The organism is Streptococcus rupicaprae, from assembly GCF_040545225.1.
Taxonomy (GTDB): Bacteria; Bacillota; Bacilli; order Lactobacillales; family Streptococcaceae; genus Streptococcus; species Streptococcus rupicaprae.
In genome coordinates, this window is the sequence record NZ_JBEPLO010000005.1 from 45,056 (window position 1) to 66,796 (window position 21,741).

19 protein-coding genes and 1 pseudogene are annotated in these 21,741 nt (G+C 42.8%); 1 reads left to right on the top strand and 19 read right to left on the bottom strand.

From position 1 onward, the window contains the following. Positions 1–3 precede the first annotated feature (3 nt). The 17 genes from ABID29_RS03200 to cpsA are packed head-to-tail and all read right to left on the bottom strand — an operon-like array spanning position 4 to position 17,125. Entirely contained in the window at positions 4–1,494 is a 1,491-nt protein-coding gene (locus tag ABID29_RS03200) for a lipopolysaccharide biosynthesis protein (RefSeq protein ID WP_354364356.1), read from the bottom strand. Then, positions 1,491–2,150 carry a DUF1919 domain-containing protein gene (locus ABID29_RS03205; RefSeq protein WP_354364357.1) on the bottom strand — a complete coding sequence of 220 codons (660 nt, stop codon included), beginning with the start codon at positions 2,148–2,150 and terminating at the stop codon, positions 1,491–1,493. Before ABID29_RS03205 ends, ABID29_RS03200 begins: the two co-directional genes overlap by 4 nt. After that, positions 2,143–3,582, bottom strand: coding sequence for an O-antigen polysaccharide polymerase Wzy (wzy, locus tag ABID29_RS03210; RefSeq protein ID WP_354364359.1), 1,440 nt, complete (start codon positions 3,580–3,582; stop codon positions 2,143–2,145). Before wzy ends, ABID29_RS03205 begins: the two co-directional genes overlap by 8 nt. Further along, positions 3,583–4,659, bottom strand: a complete 1,077-nt coding sequence (locus tag ABID29_RS03215) for a glycosyltransferase (RefSeq protein WP_354364360.1) — start codon at positions 4,657–4,659, stop codon at positions 3,583–3,585. A gap of 3 nt (positions 4,660–4,662) precedes the next feature. Beyond that, a complete protein-coding gene (locus ABID29_RS03220; RefSeq protein WP_354364361.1) occupies positions 4,663–5,628 on the bottom strand; it encodes a glycosyltransferase in 966 nt (321 codons plus the stop codon). Next, positions 5,629–6,426, bottom strand: coding sequence for a glycosyltransferase family 2 protein (locus ABID29_RS03225; RefSeq protein WP_354364362.1), 798 nt, complete (start codon positions 6,424–6,426; stop codon positions 5,629–5,631). It abuts the gene before it with no gap. Then, on the bottom strand, positions 6,419–7,579 hold the full coding sequence (locus ABID29_RS03230) for a glycosyltransferase (protein WP_354364363.1): 1,161 nt from the start codon (positions 7,577–7,579) through the stop codon (positions 6,419–6,421). Before ABID29_RS03230 ends, ABID29_RS03225 begins: the two co-directional genes overlap by 8 nt. A 47-nt stretch (positions 7,580–7,626) precedes the next feature. After that, positions 7,627–8,601: a GNAT family N-acetyltransferase gene (locus ABID29_RS03235; protein WP_354364364.1), complete on the bottom strand. Its 975-nt coding sequence runs from the start codon at positions 8,599–8,601 to the stop codon at positions 7,627–7,629. Positions 8,602–8,641: 40 nt separating this feature from the next. Then, positions 8,642–9,115 (bottom strand): GNAT family N-acetyltransferase, encoded by a 474-nt coding sequence (locus ABID29_RS03240; protein WP_354364365.1) that lies wholly within the window; start codon positions 9,113–9,115, stop codon positions 8,642–8,644. Then, a complete protein-coding gene (locus ABID29_RS03245) occupies positions 9,090–9,734 on the bottom strand; it encodes a sugar transferase (protein ID WP_354364366.1) in 645 nt (214 codons plus the stop codon). Before ABID29_RS03245 ends, ABID29_RS03240 begins: the two co-directional genes overlap by 26 nt. A 12-nt stretch (positions 9,735–9,746) precedes the next feature. Continuing rightward, positions 9,747–10,970, bottom strand: coding sequence for a DegT/DnrJ/EryC1/StrS family aminotransferase (locus ABID29_RS03250; protein ID WP_354364367.1), 1,224 nt, complete (start codon positions 10,968–10,970; stop codon positions 9,747–9,749). A 17-nt stretch (positions 10,971–10,987) separates the two neighbouring features. Continuing rightward, entirely contained in the window at positions 10,988–11,707 is a 720-nt protein-coding gene (locus ABID29_RS03255) for a Fic family protein (RefSeq protein WP_354364368.1), read from the bottom strand. A 2-nt stretch (positions 11,708–11,709) separates the two neighbouring features. Then, positions 11,710–13,509 carry a polysaccharide biosynthesis protein gene (locus tag ABID29_RS03260; RefSeq protein WP_354364369.1) on the bottom strand — a complete coding sequence of 600 codons (1,800 nt, stop codon included), beginning with the start codon at positions 13,507–13,509 and terminating at the stop codon, positions 11,710–11,712. A gap of 19 nt (positions 13,510–13,528) precedes the next feature. Further along, positions 13,529–14,227, bottom strand: coding sequence for a tyrosine-protein kinase (locus tag ABID29_RS03265; RefSeq protein ID WP_354364371.1), 699 nt, complete (start codon positions 14,225–14,227; stop codon positions 13,529–13,531). A 12-nt stretch (positions 14,228–14,239) separates the two neighbouring features. Then, the gene (locus tag ABID29_RS03270) at positions 14,240–14,917 is read right to left on the bottom strand and encodes a Wzz/FepE/Etk N-terminal domain-containing protein (protein ID WP_354364372.1); all 678 of its coding nucleotides are present in this window, start codon (positions 14,915–14,917) and stop codon (positions 14,240–14,242) included. An 8-nt stretch (positions 14,918–14,925) separates the two neighbouring features. Beyond that, positions 14,926–15,657 carry a capsular polysaccharide biosynthesis protein Cps4B gene (cps4B, locus tag ABID29_RS03275; protein ID WP_354364373.1) on the bottom strand — a complete coding sequence of 244 codons (732 nt, stop codon included), beginning with the start codon at positions 15,655–15,657 and terminating at the stop codon, positions 14,926–14,928. Position 15,658: 1 nt separating this feature from the next. Beyond that, a complete protein-coding gene (gene cpsA / locus ABID29_RS03280; RefSeq protein ID WP_354364374.1) occupies positions 15,659–17,125 on the bottom strand; it encodes an LCP family glycopolymer transferase CpsA in 1,467 nt (488 codons plus the stop codon). Between the two features lie 427 nt (positions 17,126–17,552). On the opposite strand from cpsA, the pseudogene ABID29_RS03285 reads away from it, so the two are divergent. Continuing rightward, positions 17,553–17,687: pseudogene (locus ABID29_RS03285) on the top strand (IS110 family transposase); the annotation flags it as partial. Between the two features lie 611 nt (positions 17,688–18,298). Here ABID29_RS03285 and ABID29_RS03290 read toward each other — a convergent pair. After that, positions 18,299–21,139, bottom strand: a complete 2,841-nt coding sequence (locus tag ABID29_RS03290) for an endonuclease/exonuclease/phosphatase family protein (RefSeq protein WP_354364376.1) — start codon at positions 21,137–21,139, stop codon at positions 18,299–18,301. A gap of 347 nt (positions 21,140–21,486) precedes the next feature. Beyond that, on the bottom strand, positions 21,487–21,726 hold the full coding sequence (locus tag ABID29_RS03295) for a KH domain-containing protein (RefSeq protein WP_354364378.1): 240 nt from the start codon (positions 21,724–21,726) through the stop codon (positions 21,487–21,489). Positions 21,727–21,741 lie beyond the last annotated feature (15 nt).

The window sequence follows — 21,741 nt, forward strand, 5'->3', positions numbered from 1 at the left end:
ATATTATTTCTTTCTAAAATTAGGCAGCATAGCCAAAAAGGATTGACGGTAGAAAAGGCCACTCATGAGAAAAAACAAGAGGACCGAGACCAGTCCGCTGATAAGGGAGCTGGTGATAAGCGTCCAGTAACTATTTGGCGACAGCTTCAGAAAAGGAATCAGCCAAAGGTAGAGTAAAAGAGTGGATAGGTCTACTAAAAAGACCTTGAAACTCTCTCTGATGGCTCGTTTGAGAATGTTTTGCCTAATGTAATATAGGGAGGCTGCAATACGATAAAGCATGGAAAGGGTCGTTCCAATAGCAACACCTGTCAGGCCATACTGGCTAACTAAGATGAAGGAGACAAGCATATTGATCATAATCTCAATCAAACTGTGAGACTGAGTTTCCCTGAAATGACCAGCCGAATTGATAACAGTGGTATAGGGGATCTTAATGCTCATCAAAAAGTAGGCTGAAATCATGAGGAGGGCAAAAAATTGATGCTTGTAGTTCTCATCCTCAATGCCCCTTGTGTAAACCAGGACAAAAGGAACAAGAACGGTTAACATGACACAACTGATAACAACCGAGAGGAAGTTGACAAGCCATTCAAAACGAGAAAAGTCTTCTTGAAGTGTTTTATCTCCCTCCCTTCCTTTAGCCAGCAGATGGCCAAAGTGACTTCTATAGCCCATGCACAGGCTCTCTATCAGGAGGCGAATCCCATTTAGGGGAAAGGTATAGATATTGTAAATAGACACATTGCCTAAGGTAGACATCAAGGTCAAAATAATGGTATCTAAAGATGATGTCAGTGTGATAGCCACGTGCTGAATCAAACCGCTCCATTGATTAGGGATAGGCTTATGCCCAACCTCCGAAAGCGGCAAGAGCGGGTAATGCTTTTTGACATAGAGCTGTAGGGAGATAGGCCTCAGCAAAAAGATAATGGAAGAGACCAGTTTGACCATTTGAATGCTATGGCCTAACTTGACTAAAATATAGGTAACCAGGATGTTGATAAGGACGGTCAAGATATTCATGGCCGTGTAGATATAAAGTTTCTGGTCTGCTGCTAGGATGACTTGATTGCTGATGCCTAGGACATATTGGCCAATAAGACTGATGGAGGTAGCGAGAACTAGGCTGGTTGTATAGAGCCATGAAAATTGATCTGCTTTTGTTAGACCGTAGTAGAGACAAAGCATCAAAATATAGAACAGTAAGCCTATCGTCAGTCGGCTAAAATAGCGTTTGACGGCATTAAAAATAGCTGAAACCTGATAGTAGTCCTTCTGATAGAGGGGTTTATAGAGGGCTGCCTGGGCAACTGCTGCCACTCCAAAATCAAAATAGCTAATCACCGACAGCAACTGGGTAATAGAATAATTTAGACCATTGACCTGTGTGCCATAGGCACTTAGGAGGAGCCTAGGGATAATTAAACCCGAGAGCAGGGTTATCAATTGAAACATTAGTGATGTCAGACCATTCAGTCTTAGTTTATTCATTCAGTTTCATCCTTTTTAAAACTTGCATTCAAAAATGCCACATAATCAAAATCATCCAAGTAACGCCGGCCACTGAACTTGGTCTTGAATTGGCAGAGATCCATTAAACTATCCCCCAGGCGGTAGGCCTCTCCCATATCATGAACACTGGCTAAGCCCTCATAGGGTTTAGAGGTCAAGAGAACCTTATTAGGGTAAGGAAGGCTATCAAAGTATGCTGCGTCCTCTCTGGTCAGACCATCTCGATCAGTGAGAATCAGATAGAGGAGGTTTGGATTAACCCTCTTCGCCCTCTCCTCCCATTTGGCCTTTGCTGTAGCAAAATTCTTGTAGTGGAAGAAGTGGATGACCACCTTTTCATCCAAATAACCGACAGGATACGGCTTATTCTCGCCTAATTTTTCCTTTAGGGGAAGCTTGAGGTAATGGTCCAAATCCGTGACAAAGGCTAAGTAAGATTTTGGTTCAAAATAAAGATTAATGGTAGGAGTGGCAAAGGGAAGACCTAAATCGTGGAGCATAACCCCTCCAATACAATTAGAAGAGATAATAGAAATGGGTTCACTAACAGCTAACAAGTTGCTTCGATTGCGACGGGTGAGGTCTCTTCTTAACCAGTTGCGATAAGCTTTTTTCACTCGCTCTTTATTAAGCATGATGACGCCTCCCTGCTACTTTTGAGGCAAGCCAAACCAGGATCACCATAAACAAAACCACCTGAACCAATTGTCGGAAGCCCGTCAACGAGCTATCCCGCATCATGGCACAGAGGATAACACAGGAAGTGGTCGCAACATAGCGTTGCATAATCCCTTTGTCATCACTAATGAGTTCCGCAAACAGCATACCAAAAAAGAACATATAGATAAAGCCTAACCAACCCGCATTGATAAAGGTTTCTGCAAAGAACGTAAATCCTGTCCCCCACCTGATCTTTAGCAAGTCTTGGGACAAGTAGTTGCCCAGATAGACGTGGCTCACTCCCAATCGAGTCGCCAGAGCAGTGGATACCGATGTTAGGGCAGAGGAGACAAAGGTATTGCCAAAATGGCTGAAAACTCCCTGACCAAAACTGAGAACGATAACCATCACGCCTAAACTGCCCCCCATCTCCTGAATAAAACGAACAAGGACATTCTCACTGACACTCATCACCTGGCCAAGATCTGACAGAGATAGATTGGCTAAACCTTGATTGCGAATGTTAATGATGACAGACAATACGGACAAGGAGATGAATCCTAGTACTGATAACTTGATAAATTTTATCCAGTTAATTTTCTTATAGTAGGTGCTATGCATCCAAATCAAGACGATCAACTTATAAAACCAGTTGCCACGCTCACCAGCCAGAGTATAAAAAAGCATATAGGCACCAAATAAACTATAGACCAGTTTAACCTTCCTGTAATTGCTCCCAAGCAAGAGACCGACAATAACAGGGAAAAAATAATCCTCCGAGCGACCAATCAGAGAGTTGACCGAAAAATCTGAATAGTAGAGGGAGCCATAGCCGTGTAAAGCAGACTGCCTCAAAACCAGCCAACTCTTATAAAATGTTGCTGGGACTATCACAAAACTGAGCCAGAGGCTGACTTTATAAATGATACGCTGTAGCATGTCTTGGCGACTATCATCAAAAGAATGCAAACAAGGATGATCGAGACGGAAGATCCTGATGCTACAAATCCCTGCCACCATGGCCACATAACAGTAGATGGAAAATAGGGCTGCATTATAAACTTGCTGATCATTTGGTGCTGGGAAATTGGCATACAAGGCGACCTTGCCTATTTCTGTATCGGTCCTGATTCCTAGGGCCCACAAGAACAGTTGCCCAAAATTAAAGAGAAAGGCAATCATCAACAAGATGCTTGTTAAACTAAAGGTTCGCTGTTCCAGTTTTGACAAAACAAAGAGGGACAGACCAAATAAAAAAGTGGCAACATAGGAGAGAAATAAAAGATCTGAAAATTTAGCTGGATGACCGGCTGTCAAAAGATTGGTCACCATAAGGACAAACAAGGACAGCGTCACAAAAATCAATAGATAACCCAGTCCTGTTTTGGACAGTCTTAGACTAAGCATTTATAACTCTCCTATCAGTTGACGCCATTGCTCTACGATGAGGTCTTCACTCAATCGTTCCTTGATGACTTGAGAGTTTTGCGAGAAGGCATTTCCTAAGTCATCATTTTCTGCCAGTGTCAACATTTTTTCTAGTAAGGCTTCCTCATGACCAACTGGTATTAAAAAGCCTGATTTACCATCTTCAATGAATAGCCGCCCTCCATAAGCAGGGCAATCCGTACAAATGGTCGGTATCCCCATCGCCAAGGCCTCCAACATCGCATTTGAAATTCCTTCATAGTCGGAGGGAAGAATAAACATTTTGGCCCTATGGATTTTCGAGTGAACATCCCTTGTAAAACCATGGAAAACCACATTATCTTCCATGTCTAAGGTTCTGATCAGGGCTTTTAACTCAGCTTCTAAAGGACCTTTGCCAAAGAATTCCAACTGATAGTCAGGATGAGACTTTTTGAAGCGATGAAAGGCCCTAATCAACAGGGGCAAATTCTTTGCTGGCTCTAAGCGCGCCACGCAGACAATCCTTTTTTCCCTTGTTCCTTGATAGGCAGGTAAGATTTCCTTTTTCAACGGATTAAAGATAATGGCACTATTTTTTTCCGTCATCCCCTTAAAGCAATCCTTAGCATACTGCGTCTGAAAAACAAAAAAGATACGTTTGCGACTGTAGTAGGATACATCCCTAATCAGACGACCCAACTTAGTCGGTGTTTCAGCATTGGGGTCATTGCGTTCAGAGACAATAATCGGATAAGAAGTAAAGGCTAAGGCCGCAAGAACCATAATATTGATTGTGGTCAAGAAGGAGATAACCACATGTGGGTTGATGGCCTTGATGGTCCGCCTAATCTGACGCAAACGTTGTAAATTGCGCATGATACCTTTGAGCTGCTCAGGAAGATCAATCACCTGGTAACGAACACGACTATCAAGGTCATAAGCCACTTCATCTTTTAAAAGAGCTAGGATAGTGACATCATAGTCCTGACACAGGTGATTGGCCAAAATTGAAATCACGCGCTCGGCTCCCCCACCAGATAGAGAACCGATGGTAAATACTAATTTCTTTTTCATGAGTTACTTCTTATATCTTACTATTTTTTTGATGCACTTTGTTAGACCAGATAAGGCTTTAGGACAGAGGCTAAAAACAAGGGCCTGTCCTCGACTTTTTAAACTCCGTGCATGGCGCATCACATACTGCTTGTCAGCAGGGGTTATAGGTACTGTCGTCGGTTCATAAAAACTACCCAACATTTTACGAGCCAAATAGTCCATCAAAACACGCTTTTGACCTGACGAAAGCCCATAATGATCATAAATGCTTTCTAGGCGGTAATAGATGCTACGGGCATCTTTGACATTTTTATCCCTGTTCTTTTGATGCATGATGGAGCCGTCACGCTGGACATAGTTATAAAAAGGAATGTCCAGATACATAATCCGATCAGCTTTGAGATAGAGTTGGGGTGTCCATAATTCATCCTCGTGCAACAAACCTTTTTCAAACATCAAAGCCTTGTCAGAAAAAAACGATCTTCTAATCACCTTAAAACAAGCAGCCGCATACATGCAACCAGCCTTGACATTATCTACAAAATAGTCACGGCCATTTTTCACGACACCACTGTCAATATAATGGTTATTAAAACGGGAGGTTTTTTCCCCATTTTCAACATACCAACCATTAAACTCTAAAACATCAAGGTCATTGTCTTTTAGGTGTGATGCTAAGACGTCCAAAGTATTATTTTCAAGATAGTCATCACCGTCAATAAAAAGGACGTAGTCGTGCTGAGCCTGTGCAAGACCAAAATTTCGGGCATCAGACAGACCTCCATTTTCCTTTAGAAAATAGTGAAAGCGCCCGTCTTTTTCCGCGTAAGACTTGGCTATCAGATGACTATCATCCTTGGAACCATCATCTACCATGATCACTGTAAAATGGGGGTAGGTTTGACTAGCAAGACTGGCTAAACAGGCCTCCAATTCGTCTTGGATATTATAAATAGGAACGATAATATCAAATCGTAAGTGGCTCATCTAACCTCCTTGTCTTAGTCGTGCCAAGTGTCGCAATGTTTTGCGACGGATTAATTTTAAGCTATTCATCGCAAAAGTCAGGTACATAAAAGGTTTAGAAATCAAGCCCATCTCGTATAAGTCCTTGACATTTTGATGTCTACCCTTGTGCATCCCATCTAGATTAGAGGACAGTCCACTCATGCCATGATAGGACTTGCCAATACCAATCTGTACCAGGTCCTCTGCCAAAACATAATAACTATCTTTGAGCAGAAATCTTTGGAAGAAGTTGATATCTTCACAATGTTTCATACCTTCGTTAAAAAGGCCTAGTTCTATACCAACATCCTTTTTAAACACAATACTTGGGGTTGATGGCATGTTGCGCCAACACAGGTCTCTTGCTGTTAACTTGCACAAGCCCTGCCTTGGTCGCCAGAGTATTTTTAAGGGAAAACTACTTCCTAAAAAAAACATAGCAGGCGTTTTCTGTATCACATCGTATTGCCGTTCTAACTTTTGAGGCATCCAGAGATCATCTGAATCCAAGAGGGCTATCCAGTCTGCTTTCGCCATTTTGATGGCCTTATTACGAGTGTAAGAGACCCCGTGATTGGATTGATGATGGTATTGAATCGGCAAGGTTGGGTATCGAGACATATAAGCCTTGAGAACCGCTTCGCTACCGTCACTTGAGCCATCGTTGATAATGATAATTTCCTGGATTAAGTCCAGGCGTGTTTGCTGTCTGACCGAGTCTAGGGTCATTTCAATAGTCTCTTGGCAATTATAGGCAGGAATGACTACACTAAACACATCTATCTCCTTTGTCTAATACGGCCGTCAGAAACTGTTTGACCTGGTCTTCAAATGCTTCTCTAGTGAACTGACTCATCAAGACTTCCCAAGCCTTGGCACGCATGTTACGATAATCCAGTTTTTGGCAGACCGAGACAACCCGGTCTGGTTGACCCTCGTAATTGATTCCAATCCCATGAGTTTCAATGATATCCCAGGTATCTCCCTTAATGGAGTTAATCATAGGCAAGCCCATAGACAAATAGTCTAAACTTTTCATGGTCAAGCCAACTGTCACCTGATCGATCATCATATTAAAGGCAAAATCACAACCAGCCACCAGTTTAATCTTGCTTGGCTTATCAAAAATCATGCCGTGATAATAAACTTGACAGCCTGAGGAGGTTAAGTCAGACAGAAAACCTTCTCGCTTTTGGCCCTCTCCAATGATATGGAAGACCACTTGCCACCCCTTGGTTATAAAAGCCTTCACAATCGCCAAAATCCCATCATAGTCCGTGATGCTGTTGAGACTGCCAACATAGGCAAAGTTGATGGTTTTTAGCAGGGGGTCAAAGGTTTGTTGATCTGCCACCTCTTTTGCCAACAAGAGTTCTTCTTGGCTGTAGTCCGAGAAGAGGCGAAGGGTTTGGTTGGGACATAGGCCCGAGTCCAAGGGTAGGCTTTTACGGTAAAGATCGCATTCTAGAACAACCCCATCTGCCACTTTGAGGCTAGCATTTCGCATCTCTGCCCATTTTCGGGCCAAAAAGCTCTGCTTGAGAAACTTAAGGGGCATGGACTCCGGCCACAGATCGATGACATCTACAAGGTAAACAAGGTCCGGATGTTTGTCCTTATAGGCCAAACAGGCTCTAGCCACATTGTTTGGTGGAACAAGGGCATAAACTAGATTAGGTGCGTACTCTTCCAGAGATTGAGCTACCGCTTTACCAAAGGCAAAATGCGACTTGATTCTAGCTAGAGAAAGGTTTTTAGCATAGGGCGAAACACTGAGATAGGTGCATTCTTCATAGCGTTTTTCAATCGGTGCTTTAGTGATATGGTCAAAATCAGAAAGGAGCACCACCACCTCATAGCCACGACTAATCAAGCGCTCTCTAATGACCTGCAATCTCTTCTCATACCAGTTAAAGCAGGAGATTAACATAGCTTTTTTCATAATCGTTTAATAACTTTCTATAGATAACTCAGTTATCATTTCCGATAAGCTGGGAAAAATAGCTCATCTACTGAAACACCTTTTAATTGGCAAAGTTTCTCATAGATATCAGGTTGGTGAATTTTCTTGGCAATATAGAAGTCAAATAAGGTTTGCCGAGTAAAATTCTTTTTAAAAAGGAACAAGGGGTCATCATCTGCATTGGTCAGACCACCTCCGTGATGGATGACTTCAATACTATTTTCATAAGCCCAGTCTGACAAATCTCTTTCCAGTAAGTAAACTGGATTCATTTTTAAATATTCTGAACGAGTTCCTAATAAATGACCGTGCAACACACCATTGCTAATAAAATAATAGCCTGCGCTGATAACCTCATTTTCGTATATCACTTCAATAATCAAGACTTGATTCCCGAATAACTCTTGACAGTGGTTAAAATAACTTTTTTCAAAGTAATAGAAATCACTAGCACCATTTCTATCCATAGTGGAATAGTACAAATCTAAAAAGTCATCAATATTAGAAGGATTGACAGTGATTCGGGTTTTTAAACCCAAACGTTCCGCCTTTCTAGCTAACCGTCTTGAGTTAGAGTTAAACTCTCTTTCAAATGGTCTATCAAGTTCTGCCTTCGTACTAGTCCCAACAGTCTTTCTCATATAGATCGGATGATAAATTTCTTTAAAATCTATAGCATTATTGACAATAGGATGGAAACGGACAAACTCTGATACAATGTTATTGTCACGACAGTATCTACTAAACTCACTTTCAAAAGTCAATAACAACTTTTCTCTATCCTTTTCTTCAACAATCAAAGGACCACCAAAGCCGTAAGGTGTTATCAAGTCATAGTAAATTTCATCCAAATCACTCTCTATTTCTCTTTTAATAAATGAATAAATAATTTTACCGTATTCGCAATCAAGTTCCCAAAATTCTGAACTGCCACTTTCAATACTTTCATGGACCTTCCCATATTCTCTCGTAAAATAAATATCAAGCATTAGTTTTCCTTCCTACCGAATAAATAATCAACAAATATCCTCATTTCCCATCGTTAATAGGTTTAGACATCAACAAACGTTCTGGTTGAAATCCAAATTTACCGTATAAAGCGACAGCAACCGTATTATGACAGGTTACATTTAGTTCTAACGCTTTGCATTCTTTTTCTTCTGCAATTGCAATAACACTTTCCAACAGAAGACTACCAAGTCCTTGAGAACGACTCTTTTGATTGATAATTAGCTCATTGATATGCAACCTGTTGGCCTCTGTTATGAAGTACCACAGTATACCCAAGAGTTGTTTGTCTCTCAAAACCCCCAAGACCTGAGCCTTGCCATGCGAAAGATAGTTTAACAAGGCCTCAAAACGTTGCTGCCCTAAAACAGGTGCTAGGTCTTGATGGGGAAAATTTTGCCTATAGGCCTCATAAAACCATTCCGATAGTTCTCCCTGATAGGGCCTTAGGTCCTTTTCAAATAAAGGTTTAATGACTATTTTGTCTTTCAACATCCAAATCCTTCATCATTAGTTCTGTCCCACTCGCAATATCCGATCGTTTAATCACCTTAACAAAAGTTTTGAATAAAATCTTAAGATCTAATAGAAACGAGCATTCTTTTACATAGGTAACATCCAGTCCGAGGCGTTGATCCCAATTCAAATGATTGCGCCCATTGACCTGAGCTAGTCCCGTCAGTCCCGGACGGACAGAATGACGCACCCGTTCCTCTTCTGTATAGTAAGGCAAATATTTTATCAGAAGGGGCCTAGGTCCCACAATACTCATATCACCTTTTAGAATATTGATAAGTTCCGGAAGTTCATCAAGACTGGTTGAGCGCAAAAGTTTCCCAAATGGTGTTAGCCGTATACTATCTGGAAGTAAATTCCCTTCACTATCCTTTTCATCTGTCATGGTCCGAAATTTATACATGGAGAAGATTTTTTCATCTTTTCCAGGTCTTTGCTGTTTAAAAATAATCGGACTGCCTAATTTCACTCTTACTAGGAAGGCCACAATTAGCATCACTGGCGATAAAATGATTAAAGCCATTGCCGAAAGTAATACATCTAACAGACGTTTCCCATATTTCTCATATAAACCCTTTGGTCGGTATTCTTCTAACATTCTTTTCCTTACTTAAAACATTTTTTTGATTGTTTCAATAATAATTTCTTGTTCCTCGGCTGTCATCTTATTATCAGAAGGCAAACAAAGCCCACGTTCAAAAATATCTTCTGAAACATTAGTGAAATCACTAGCAATATAAGCATTGCTATTTGCTCGACCACTCCCCTTAGCTGTAACAAACTCATGGTTACGGAAAATAGGTTGCATATGCATTGGCTTCCAAATCGGACGCCCCTCTGCATTCAGCTTATCAAGAGCCTCCAAAATTTCAGTCGGTGTCGTTTTGCCCTCTTCCTGAATATAAAGGGCTTCTTGATCAGAACGTACTTGCTTAGCCATAGCCTCTTGATCAATTATCAGACAGCTAAGCCAATAGTTTGGAACACTATTCTCCAAATCAAAAGGATTCATCCTGATTGGCAAACCTTTCAATCCTTCTCTGTAACGTTCATAAATCGCTTTTTTCTGCGCAATATGTTCTTCCAAATAAGGCAACTGCCCGCGTACAACGCCAGCAATGACATTACTCATACGATAGTTATAACCAATTTCTTCATGTTGGTACCAGCTAGCTGCTTCTCTTGCTTGAGTAGACCACTTCCGAACTTTGTCTGCTTCTTGCTTCGTCCCAGTAATTAAAGCACCTCCGCTTGAGCCAGTGATAATCTTATTGCCATTAAAGGAAATAATCGCATGCTGCCCAAAGGTGCCCGTCTGCTGGCCCTTATAAGTCGCACCAAGAGATTCAGCAGCATCCTCCACTAAGATAGCTCCATGCTTGTCACAAATCGCCTTGATTTCATCAAGCTTAGAAGGTACCCCATAGAGATGAACCAAAACGACTATTTTAACATGAGGATAAATTTCAAAAGCCTTTTCAAGTGCTGCTGGATCCATATTCCAAGTATCATATTCGGAATCAATAAAAACAGGCTCCGCACCCTCATAAACGACAGGATTCACTGTTGCTGAGAAGGTCAGATCAGAACAAAAAACTTTGTCTTCTCTTTTCACCCCAGCTAATTTCATGGCTAAATGTAGAGCGGAGGTGCCAGAAGAGAGAGCAACCACTTCTTTCCCCTCTAGGTAGCCTGACAATTGCTTTTCAATCTCATTGATATTGCTACCTGCAGTTGTCATCCAATTCGTATCATAAGCTTCTTGCATAAACTTCAACTCATCCCCATGCATCGTTGGAGATGACAACCATACTTTACGTTCAAATGGCTTCATCAATTTTTATCCTTATCTTATTTCTCTTCAACTCTAAAATACTTCAAATACTCCTCAAACCGATCCTGGGCAGTGAGGCAGGTCTCCATCAGATAGCCGTTGACCTCGTCCCATTCGTTTAGGCCTCGGTAGTAGAAATATTTCAAATCATCTGTGATGATAAACGGCGTTATACCATGCTTCAGGCATTCTTTTAGCATAATGAGGCGACCGACACGGCCATTCCCATCTTGAAAGGGGTGAATGCGCTCAAATCGGACATGGAAGTCTAGGACTTCCTCTAATCCAATATGATTTTTTTTGTGATAGGTCCGTAATAGCTCTGCTATGGCAGCAACTACCTTCTCAGGAGAGGTTGTCTCTCTGCCTCCGACTTCATTGGGAATCTTCTTATAGTCACCAACCTGAAACCAAGACTTGCGTGCATCAGATGTTCCCTGTTTCAAAAGGCTGTGGATTTTTTTGATCCACTCCTCGCTCAGTTCCTGATCAGCTGTTTCCAGTAAGTAATCAACAGCTCCAAAATGATTCGTGGTCTCAATGATATCATCTACATTGACGGCCCCACTCTTCTCGACACCTATGGTATTGGTCTCATAGATGTAGCGTGTTTGATCTTCTGTCAGCTGGCTCCCCTCGATCCGATTGGAGTTATAGGCCAACTCGATCTGTATTTTGTGATAAAGTCCGCCTCTAAGTTGACTCGCCTTCTCACTCCTTAGATGGTCTAATAACATGCTTACTCCTGCTTGGCATAGGCTAGTAGTGCCTGACGTAATTCCTCTTCGCTTTTATTGGCCAAGCTGGCGATAAAGGTTTCGACTTCGTCAAGAGGCTTGGTGGTGACCTTGCCCACGAAAATCTTCTTATGGACCTGCTGACTCACTCGTTCATCAGTTGATAGTAATTCTTCGTAGAGTTTTTCACCTGGACGAATACCTGACTCCACAATTTCGATTTCTTTTTCTGTATAACCGCTGAGCTTGATGACTTTCTTAGCCAAGTCTTTAATTAAGACAGGCTCTCCCATATCTAGGACGAAAATTTCTCCTCCGTTAGCAAGATAGCCTGCCTGAATCACCAAACGACTGGCTTCAGGAATAGTCATAAAGTAACGCGTCATCCTAAAGTCCGTCACAGTGACAGGACCTCCTTGGGCGATTTGTTCCTTAAAGACAGGTACTACACTTCCACGACTACCTAAAACATTGCCAAATCGCACGGCGACAAACTGGGTTTGGCTCTCTTCATTGAGGCCTGTTACAATCATCTCTGCAACACGCTTGGTTGCTCCCATGATATTCGGCGGATTAACGGCCTTATCCGTAGAGACCATGACAAATTTAGGTACACCAGCCGCCTTAGCAGCTTCCGCCACATTTTTAGTCCCAAAAATGTTGTTTTTAACTGCTTCTTTTGGATTATATTCCATCAATGGCACATGCTTATGAGCTGCAGCGTGATAGACAACATCGGGTTTCTGCTCTGCCATGACTTCAAACATGAGGCTCCTATCCTGGATATCTGCAATAACGGGAACCAAATCAATCGTAGTGCCATACTTCCCAGTCAATTCCTTATGAATGAGATAGATAGAGTTTTCACCATGGCCAACCAATAGTAGGCGTTTAGGAGCAAAGGATGCCACTTGACGACAAATTTCCGAGCCAATAGACCCTCCTGCACCTGTTACTAAAACTGTTTTGCATTTAAAATAGTGCCCTAGTTCTTCTTGGTTTAAGACAACTTCTTTTCTTCCTAGAAGATCTGCAACATTGATTTCTTGCAGTGTCTGATTGGAAACATTTCCTAAGATAATGTCCTCAACACTTGGCATGTTATTGATCTTAACGCCTGTTTCATTGGCAATTTCTAAAATGCGCTCGCGCTCTTCTGGCGAGAGCGATGGTATAGCCACCGTTATCTGGTCAACTTCTAACTCTTTGACCAAGCGCGAGATATCATTGCGATTCCCAAGGACTTTGATACCATGGATAAAAGTTCCGAGCTTATCAGGGTCTCCATCAACAATCCCTACCACATGGATGTCCTTGGACCGCTCTTGAACTGTCTTGATGAAGAGCTTGCCACCTTCACCTGCTCCAACCACCAAGGTTCTCAAAGAGGTTGCTTTAGTCGCTGTCTTATTTTTAGCTTGATAGTCATACAATGCCTTCCAAATGACTCTTGGTGCAATTGTTAGGAGTAAACTCAAAACCAAACTGACTGCTAAAAAGCGGTAACTAATAGACGGCCAAGCCAGCAGCGACAAGACTAAAAGAACGATATGGGCCACTGTCAGAGCAAAAGCAATCGTCACCAAGACCCTTGAATCGGTGTACTTGGTGATGGTTGAAAAAACCCTACCACTGATGGCAATACCAAAATAGACAGCCAGCAAGACTGCAGCAGAGAACCAAATATAATCAATTGGAGTATCTAATAAAACGGCCACAAAAGATTTTGCTAAAAAGAGCGACAGCATAATCATGATACCATCGTGCACTAGCAATACCAATCGTTTTGTGGACCGTTTCATTCTCTTTTCCTACTTTCCCTTACTTCCCATAATTCCCGTATTGACCATACTGTCCGTATGAACCGTAGCCACCGTAGTTATCAACACGGTGATCTACCTTATTTAGAATAACGCCTAAGAATTGGGTGCCGCTTTGTTCCAATTGCTCCTTGGCTTTTTGGAGGAACTTCCGCTTAATAGCACCTGCTTCTGTGACCAAGACAGCCCCATCACACTGTTGGGCGATGATGGCTGCGTCAATAACCAAGCCGATTGGTGGCGAGTCAATGATGACATAATCAAAGACCTCACGCGCCATGCTTAATAAATCTCTAAAATTTGTATTTTGCAAAAGGCTAGTTGGATTTGGCGGAACATGCCCCGCCATGGCTACCATGAGGTTAGCAATATCCGTTTCGCAGAGTATATCTGCCAGTCCGCAGTTGCCTGATAGGTAGCTGCTTAAGCCTTGAATCTTTCCATTAACTTTAAAAGTCCCAGACAAGATAGAGTTCCGCGTATCCGCATCGATCAAGAGGGTCTTGAACCCTGCGTTAGCCAGCGAAATCGCTAAGTTGACTGACGTAGTACTCTTTCCTTCGTTAGGCTGAACAGAGGTCAGGACAATGGTCCGAATGTCTCTACCACTAAACTGGATATTGGTCCGAATCGCGTTAAAATATTCCTCTACCTGCTTGGCCAAATGCGCTCTAGTCTTAACAAGTTCTAATTGTGGCATCTTATCCTCTTCCTACTTTCCATCCATTTCTGGCACAACACCTAAAAGGGTCATACCAAGAATTTCCTCTATGTCTTCTGGTCGCGTCACTCGGTCATCCAAAATTTCTTGCAGGAGAACCAAGGCTACTGCAACAAAACCTCCCAATAAAATCCCTAACAGCACATTGCGTTTGATATTAGGAGATGAGGGACTGGTAGCTGGCTCAGCCACTTCGAGAGTCGTTACATCTTCGACCTTGGTGATGGCCTTGATTTTTTCGGCAGCGACTTCTCGAACAGCATTTGTCAAACGGCTGGCTTCTTCTGGGTCATTGTCCTCAACTGAGATAGAAATGATCCGTGTTCCTGTTGGAACCTGCACCCTAACTTTCCCGGCCAACTGACCTGGTGTCAAGGGAAGGCCTTCGTCGGCCACCACTGCTGTCATCACATCATTGGACTTGATAATTTCCTGATAGTCCTTAACCAAGTAATCCCCTGCTTGAAGATCCTGGGTCGTGATGCTTTCTGTTTTTTGGTTGACCACGTAGATCCGAGTTGTTGAGGTATAGGCCGGTGTCATCAAAAAGGCACTGGCTGCCAAGGCAAGTCCTCCAAAGACGAGGGAGGTAAAGATGATGATAAACTTACGGCTCCAGAGTTTCTTGAGCAGGTGTATAACGTCGATTTCTAATTGACTATTTTCCATGAATTCTCCTAAATATATTCATCATTTAATAAAGTTTTTGCATTGTGAATGAACAAGTCATCTGCCTTGGCTTGCCCGTAACGCTTAAGGATTTGCTGATAAGCTTCTTCCATATAGGACTGTCGATTGGTCAGATTATGCATGTCGCTTGATACCACATGAACCAAGCCTTCTTCTAAAAAGTAGGCTGCTCTTTTTTTGTGAAGCTTAGCCCCATCTCCAAAGAGCTTGGCTTTGGTGGCACTGAGGCTATTGATTTGAGTGTAGCAGCCCATCTTGATCAACTCAAGCACTCTGTCTTTTTCAAAAGCTAACGCATCATAACGCTCAATGTGGGCCACCACAGGGGTAATCCCCTGAAAGAGCAACTTCTGTAGGGCTTTGTGGATATCCTTCCAAGGTGTTCTTCCACTAAATTCAATCAAGGCAAAGCGTGTGGCATTTAAGGTTGGGACTTGTTTCTGGTCCAACTTATCTAAGATATCCGATGTAAAATAAAGTTCCGCTCCATAGAGGAGTTTCAAATCTGGCAGGCGGTCTGCTAGAGCTTGTTTGACCTGCAAAAAATGCTCTAGGATGGTCGCTTCAGGTGTTTCAAACATACCCTTGCGACGATGAGAGGTTGCAACCACAACCCGAACGCCTTGTTCATAAGCATCCTCTAAAAGAGCTACACTTTCTTCCAGCGTTTTAGGCCCATCGTCTACCCCATAGATGATATGGCTATGAATATCAAACATGTTACTTCCCTTCTAAGGTCTGATGGATGGTTGACTTCACTTTTGCGAGACTGGCTTCATCGATGGACATCATGTAGAGGCTGGCATTTGGCATAGCGTAAGATGGTAGTTGCCCTGTCGATCCAGTCCCTTCCAGAGACTGTGAAACAATCGTATACTTCTTACCTGTCGCCAGCTGGTCATTAACCAGGGCCATCATTGTGGCAAGAGGCATGTTGGTCTGCACCGAATCCCCAACGCCATTTAAGATACCATTGAAGTTGGTCAAGGCGCCTACGCTTGTCAATTTATTGATAATAGCTGAAATAACCTTGTTATGGTTTCGGCCACGATCCCGGTCACCATCTGATAAACCATAGCGCTCGCGAACGAACCCGAGGGCCTGTTGGGAATTCAGGGTGATATTTCCAACAGGGTAATCTCCCGAACCATTGCTAAAAGCTTGATCGTTATATACTTCAATGCCGCCCAAAACATCAATCAAATTGAGGAAGGAGGTGAAATTGATTCTCGCATAGTAGTTAATATCAATGTCATAGAGATTTTCAAGCGTGGCAATAGAGGAATCGATCCCGTAAATACCAGAGTGAGTCAACTTGTCGTACTGATTATTTCCCCCACCTGCGATCGGCACGTAAGAATCTCGAGGTGTCGTCGTCAGGACAATCTGATTGGTGGTGCGGTTGACTGTCATGATGATATTAACATCCGAACGGGATACAGATGTGATCGGCCCGTAGGTATCAATACCACTGATATAGATATTGAAACTGTCGCTTTGGCTAATGGGTTTAGTTGCTGCTTCTTCTTTTGGAACTTCTTTTCTAACGGTGTAGGTGTAGAGCGTTTTAAGCTTGCTCTCATAATCCGGATAAACTGTCTCCAGAAGTCCACCATAGGCGCTGTTTAAGACCATGGCTTTTTCCTCACCGGCCAGAAGCTTTTCATAAGCATCCTGGTAGGAAGCGACTGGTTTGGTGATCAAGTCTACAGATTTTTCTGATTTGGCTTGAGCAAGTAAGCGTTCAATGTTGGTCGCGTCACTATCGGTTGCTGCAAGCACCGTACTGACTTGAGAAAGTTCTGAAATCTCACTATCTGCTGGAACCACGACACTCATCACTGTCTCTGAGATAGCTGCCGAACGGTTGAGTTTGACGCTAACTGTTTCGGTTGTTTTTTGAAAATACAGCCCCAATCCCAATGCCACCGTCCCAAGAAGGAGAAGCAAACCGCTCAACCATCTTGTTTTGCGCCAAATCAAGAATAATAAGCCCAATAAAAAGACCCCTATGATCGCCGCAGGGATCAACAAGGAAAGTCCCTTTAAAACTAAAAAATGATGTTTATAGGCATTAAACAGAAAAAAAGCAGCTGTAAGTGCATAAATAATGACAAATCCAAGATAGATTCCCAAACGTCCCTTATGGCTTTTTCGTCTGTGTTTAGAGCCTCTATGTCTCGACATACGATTACCGTTCTTTCTAAAATATACCAATTCTATCATACCTCTATCACTAGCAGATGTCAAGTTAATATCCTGGAAAAAATCCGTAAAACCTTACTTTTCGTTGTATCCTTTGATCATTAAAATTAGCCAAAATTCCTTGTGAGAGTTTGCTTTTCCTTTATCATGATTTTTCTTTACCCAACATCACCCAATCAACATTTTAAGGTCTTACTTTAGTCAATCATTAGTGAGGCAGAAAATGGGACGGATTAGCATTTAACTTTGAGCACCCATTTAACCTCAAAACCAAGAAATGGCTCTTAGGAAAATCGGTTCTCTTACAAGAAACACTGACACTGACTCTATCCTCTCTCCCAAGCCCCTAAGATCTTGCAGGCACCAGACCTACTCTTCACGAATAGTCTTCCATACTCTTTGACAATCAAAACGAAAAAGGCAATCGCAAACGGCTTCAATCATGCCGCATGCCATTGCCTCCATCCATCGCCTCATCAGGACAATGCATTACTTCATTACGCATAACAAGCTTTACGACTATACTTTAGCAACAAGTCAGTAAACTTATTTATGCCCTATTATTCTAACACCTTATTTAAAAATTGCCAACATAAGGTGTTGTTTTTGCATACTCTTTTTTAACGAAACTAGTGGTAAAAATAAGTCAGTAATCTCGAATGGATACCGGCTTGTTAACTTTTTTTACCTTAAAACATTGATAGACTTGACAAATGATAGAAAGATAACCTTGTCAATTCGCTTCTATGACCTCCTGTTCTATCATCAGCTTTCTTCCCTAGGCAAGATTGATTTTCTTTGAGGATCAATAAACAGTTTAGCATGCCTTCGTGATTTCAAGTTGATGCTAGTATCAGTTTTGAATAAACCTTTTCAAAGTGGACACGCTACTAGCTAAGAGGCTGGGACTCAGTCCTAAGCTCTCAATTCTTTTTGGATTGTCAAGTCAGACGCAGTGGTTGAGTGGGCTCTAATACACTGATTTCATCAGCTTTTACAGCCCTACTCAACTGTGCGAAGGTGGGAGTGAAATAGTCCAGTGGACTGTTTCAGCCCGAACTTAGAAATGAAAGAGTGAGGGAAAATCGAATTCTGACGAATTACCGATTTTTGTCCCACTCTCATCTTATTCAACTTCGACGGAAGGGGTTAAGACTACTTTTGCTTCTTTTGATACCCAAAAGTAACTATTGCTAAAATGCTCAACAATGCGACTCCAAGGATCATTCCCTTACCTTGAACACTGCCTGCTTTTGGTAGGATACGTTTGCTACCTCTGTTGCTGGTTCCTTGACCATCTCGGCTCTCTTGTCCCTCTCTCGCATCTGTCTGAGGAGCAGTTTCTGAACCTTTGGTTTCAGAAGTTACCGTAGTGGTCGGTTGGGTTGGGGTTCCGGTTGACTGCCCTGTCGGCTTTTTAACCGATGTCTGCGCTCCACTGGTCACTGCTGGTGATGTAGTGGTCGTAGGTTCGGTCACTGTTGTTTCAGCTGGTGTAGTTACAGAGGTCTGTGTTGTTTGAGCTTGCGTTGTCTCCTGTGGTTTAGGCTGCTCTTTTGGTTCTAGGCGCAACTGCAGGAGCAGAGGGTCATGGTCAGAAGCTCTGCCATGTTCCTCCATAAACGGCGAATTCACATGGATCATGTCAAACTCAGCACGCTCCAAGAGATTATTGCTGACTAAAATGTGGTCCAGAGACTGGTTATTGCCTTGGTAGAAATAAGAGAAGCGATCCGCCTCATCATGACGGCTGACCATATTAGACAGGATATTGCCTTCGATCAGTTGAAGGGTCTTGCGGAACTCAAAATCGTTGAAGTCACCTAACATGACAATATTGGCATTAGGGTTTTGAGCGATTCCTGCTTGGGCAAATTGGTTCAAGACCAACGCTTGCTGATGACGTGGGCCCTCTGAAGCCATTACAGGTGGTTGCACTCGCCCATATAGGCCATTATCCCCACGTTTTGAGGACAGGTGATTGGCTACCACCACAACCTTCTCTCCTTTGAAGAGAAATTCCGCAGCGAGGGATTTGCGGACACCAACAAATCCAGGATCCGTTGGTGCAATGCGACCCACGCTATGTGTCAAGCTCCCATTTGTCCAACTGATAGCTTCATTTGGTGCTGCAACTGGCTTAGCTGCTAATTGGACACGTGCTTCATTGTACAAGAAGCCGACACGGATGTTAGCGCCAGGCTGACCACCGTCAGCGTTATTTTCAGGTGCAATGTCCACGTAAGTATACTTAGGTCCTCCGAGCGCTTGGATTGCCGCAATCAAACGAGCGGCACTCTGGCTGGCATCAACGACACCGTCATCGGTTGCGCCATTATTGTCTTGGACTTCGACCAGACCGATAATATCCGGTCCGTTCAAGTCTTCGACAAAGGATTTGGCAATACGTGTCACTTTGGCTTCTGAGGTTTGACCAGGATCGGCTGTAAAGTTCTCTACATTATAAGAAGCGATGCTGAGCTTGTTCTCGTCCTTGACGAGAGTGGTCTTTTCAGGTTGGAGCCCGCCATCGTTAAATTGTGGCAAGCTGTCATTGTTGACCAAGACCTTATAGTTGGTGTAGCTATAGGAAACTGGACCTGCCAGGCGACCAGTGAATGAGTCTCCAGCCTTGGCCACAAAGTCTTTCTTCAAGAGGACAGGAATAATACCTGTGTTTTCCTTATCAGGTCTCAGGGTAATCCCGTGAGAGCCATTGAGCTGTTCTGTTGAGCTTCCAGGAAGGACATAGAGTTCCTTGTACTTGGAAGGTCCTAAAATTTTAGCATCATCTACGGCGACCAACATGCCTTCAAGTGACTCCCAGAAGTCAATCGCATCCTCTTGGGGATCAAAACTGGTCAACCCATCATTGTCAATAATCCCATCTGGAATCAAGCGGTCCACACCAAGGACAACTGGAGCTGGCACTTCAGCGGTAGCTGTTTTTTCAATTTGACTCGCTTTGATCTGTGTAATCGTTAAATCAGTCGTTTCTTTTTCAGCATAGCCACTACCAAAATACTCTTCGACAGTTCCCGTGATGGTCAAGACATCTCCGACAGCCACACCGTGTTTAGGCAGATAAACGTTGATTCCATCCGAGGTTCTAATATCGTCATCTGGCACCAGGTCCTGAACAAAGAAACGGTTGCTGGTATCAATGTAGGTTACGACAACGTCTTTGACTGTAACAGGTTTATTGGCATAGGTAGATTCGTGACCAGCTCCTTGGATTTGGCTGATTTTCAGGCTCTCTGCTGCTGGCTCAACTGCAGAGTCTCCTGCCTTTTCAACAACTTCAAATTGTTCCAGACTGAAAGGTTTGAGTTGGTTATTACCTTGATAAGTTGATAAAACGCCTGTCAGATTGATCTTATCACCTGTTCCAATCTTGCCCATCAAGGCTTCCGCATTGACGCCCGAACGGCTATCTAAACGAACAGCTAGGGTTTGACCACTTGCATCTGTCACTGTAAAAGTGGCATTTTTAAAGCGATCTGAGGAAATCGCTCCGACGGTTAGGTCCTTTAGGTTAACTAAAGTGGACTGCAACTCAGGAACTAGGCCTGTAATTGTTGTTTCTGTGATGGCTGTCTCATGACTCGCTTCAATCAAGCTATGCTCTGTAATGGCGATCAGCTGCAATTCACCATTAAAATTGCTGAGAGTCCCCGTTAACTGAACAAAATCACCCTCATTATAGCCTAGGACATCCTTATTAGGATAGATATAAAAGCCTGCTCCAGAAGCATCTTGGATATAAAACCCATTGCCACCCCAGGCATTGACAGCACTGATGACCTTACCTGATACCGTGTAGATCTGGCCTTGCACACCGCTTGCTCTCAAATCAGCCAGTCTAGTGACTTGACTTTCTTGCTCCGTTGCCTGAACATAGATCGTCTCTCCTAGTAAGCTCTGGGCCAGGGGCTGAGCTTGCCATAGTGCCGTTGCTAATACGGATGCACTAATGAGATAAATGCCTTTTTTCATAAGATCTCCTTCTGTAAAATTAAGCGTTTTCAAATTTTATTGTATCATATTTCTAGTTTGACTGACAAGCTACTCCTAGGTCTTGCAATAATTTCAACAACCTATTCCTCAAATGGCTCAAACTGACTATATTTTAAAGGGAAATTATCAATAAACAAGCCATTGCTCCTCCGGACTACCAATCAAGTCCTACTCTTCTAACTTTCTTAAGTATATCCTTCTTTGCAAATCTAGCGAGGCTTTAGATTTTAGGCTATGTAGTTGGCAGCACCTTTACTCTCACCAGTGCTATTGTCAGGAATACAGCAAAAAAACGACTCCCACTCAGGAATCGTTTCAATCAGGCTCTATTTTTCATCAATCACAAGGCGAACTTTTTTACCATCTGTCGGAACAGAATAGACAATCGTTCTTATCGCAGAAATGGTACGGCCTTTGCGGCCGATCACGCGACCAATATCGCTCGGATCAAGATCCAGATGGTATTCTAAAAACTCTGGCGTATCCTCAATCCGCAAGGTCAGCTTGTCTGGTTGTGAAATCAAGGGTTTCACTATCGCAATAATCAGATCTTCAATCATGTCCATAGGTCTTCTCGCTTT

What these genes read in the sequence shown, in the direction of transcription:
- ABID29_RS03240 (WP_354364365.1), bottom strand. Translation starts at nt 9,115, where the DNA reads ATGTTGAAAGACAAAATAGTCATTAAACCTTTATTTGAAAAGGACCTA.
- ABID29_RS03270 (WP_354364372.1), bottom strand. Translation starts at nt 14,917, where the DNA reads ATGGAAAATAGTCAATTAGAAATCGACGTTATACACCTGCTCAAGAAA.
- ABID29_RS03295 (WP_354364378.1), bottom strand. Translation starts at nt 21,726, where the DNA reads ATGGACATGATTGAAGATCTGATTATTGCGATAGTGAAACCCTTGATT.
- ABID29_RS03290 (WP_354364376.1), bottom strand. Translation starts at nt 21,139, where the DNA reads ATGAAAAAAGGCATTTATCTCATTAGTGCATCCGTATTAGCAACGGCA.
- wzy (WP_354364359.1), bottom strand. Translation starts at nt 3,582, where the DNA reads ATGCTTAGTCTAAGACTGTCCAAAACAGGACTGGGTTATCTATTGATT.
- ABID29_RS03235 (WP_354364364.1), bottom strand. Translation starts at nt 8,601, where the DNA reads ATGCTTGATATTTATTTTACGAGAGAATATGGGAAGGTCCATGAAAGT.
- ABID29_RS03205 (WP_354364357.1), bottom strand. Translation starts at nt 2,150, where the DNA reads ATGCTTAATAAAGAGCGAGTGAAAAAAGCTTATCGCAACTGGTTAAGA.
- ABID29_RS03245 (WP_354364366.1), bottom strand. Translation starts at nt 9,734, where the DNA reads ATGTTAGAAGAATACCGACCAAAGGGTTTATATGAGAAATATGGGAAA.
- ABID29_RS03230 (WP_354364363.1), bottom strand. Translation starts at nt 7,579, where the DNA reads ATGTTAATCTCCTGCTTTAACTGGTATGAGAAGAGATTGCAGGTCATT.
- cpsA (WP_354364374.1), bottom strand. Translation starts at nt 17,125, where the DNA reads ATGTCGAGACATAGAGGCTCTAAACACAGACGAAAAAGCCATAAGGGA.
- cps4B (WP_354364373.1), bottom strand. Translation starts at nt 15,657, where the DNA reads ATGTTTGATATTCATAGCCATATCATCTATGGGGTAGACGATGGGCCT.
- ABID29_RS03200 (WP_354364356.1), bottom strand. Translation starts at nt 1,494, where the DNA reads ATGAATAAACTAAGACTGAATGGTCTGACATCACTAATGTTTCAATTG.
- ABID29_RS03255 (WP_354364368.1), bottom strand. Translation starts at nt 11,707, where the DNA reads ATGTTATTAGACCATCTAAGGAGTGAGAAGGCGAGTCAACTTAGAGGC.
- ABID29_RS03220 (WP_354364361.1), bottom strand. Translation starts at nt 5,628, where the DNA reads ATGAGCCACTTACGATTTGATATTATCGTTCCTATTTATAATATCCAA.
- ABID29_RS03260 (WP_354364369.1), bottom strand. Translation starts at nt 13,509, where the DNA reads ATGAAACGGTCCACAAAACGATTGGTATTGCTAGTGCACGATGGTATC.
- ABID29_RS03265 (WP_354364371.1), bottom strand. Translation starts at nt 14,227, where the DNA reads ATGCCACAATTAGAACTTGTTAAGACTAGAGCGCATTTGGCCAAGCAG.
- ABID29_RS03215 (WP_354364360.1), bottom strand. Translation starts at nt 4,659, where the DNA reads ATGAAAAAGAAATTAGTATTTACCATCGGTTCTCTATCTGGTGGGGGA.
- ABID29_RS03250 (WP_354364367.1), bottom strand. Translation starts at nt 10,970, where the DNA reads ATGAAGCCATTTGAACGTAAAGTATGGTTGTCATCTCCAACGATGCAT.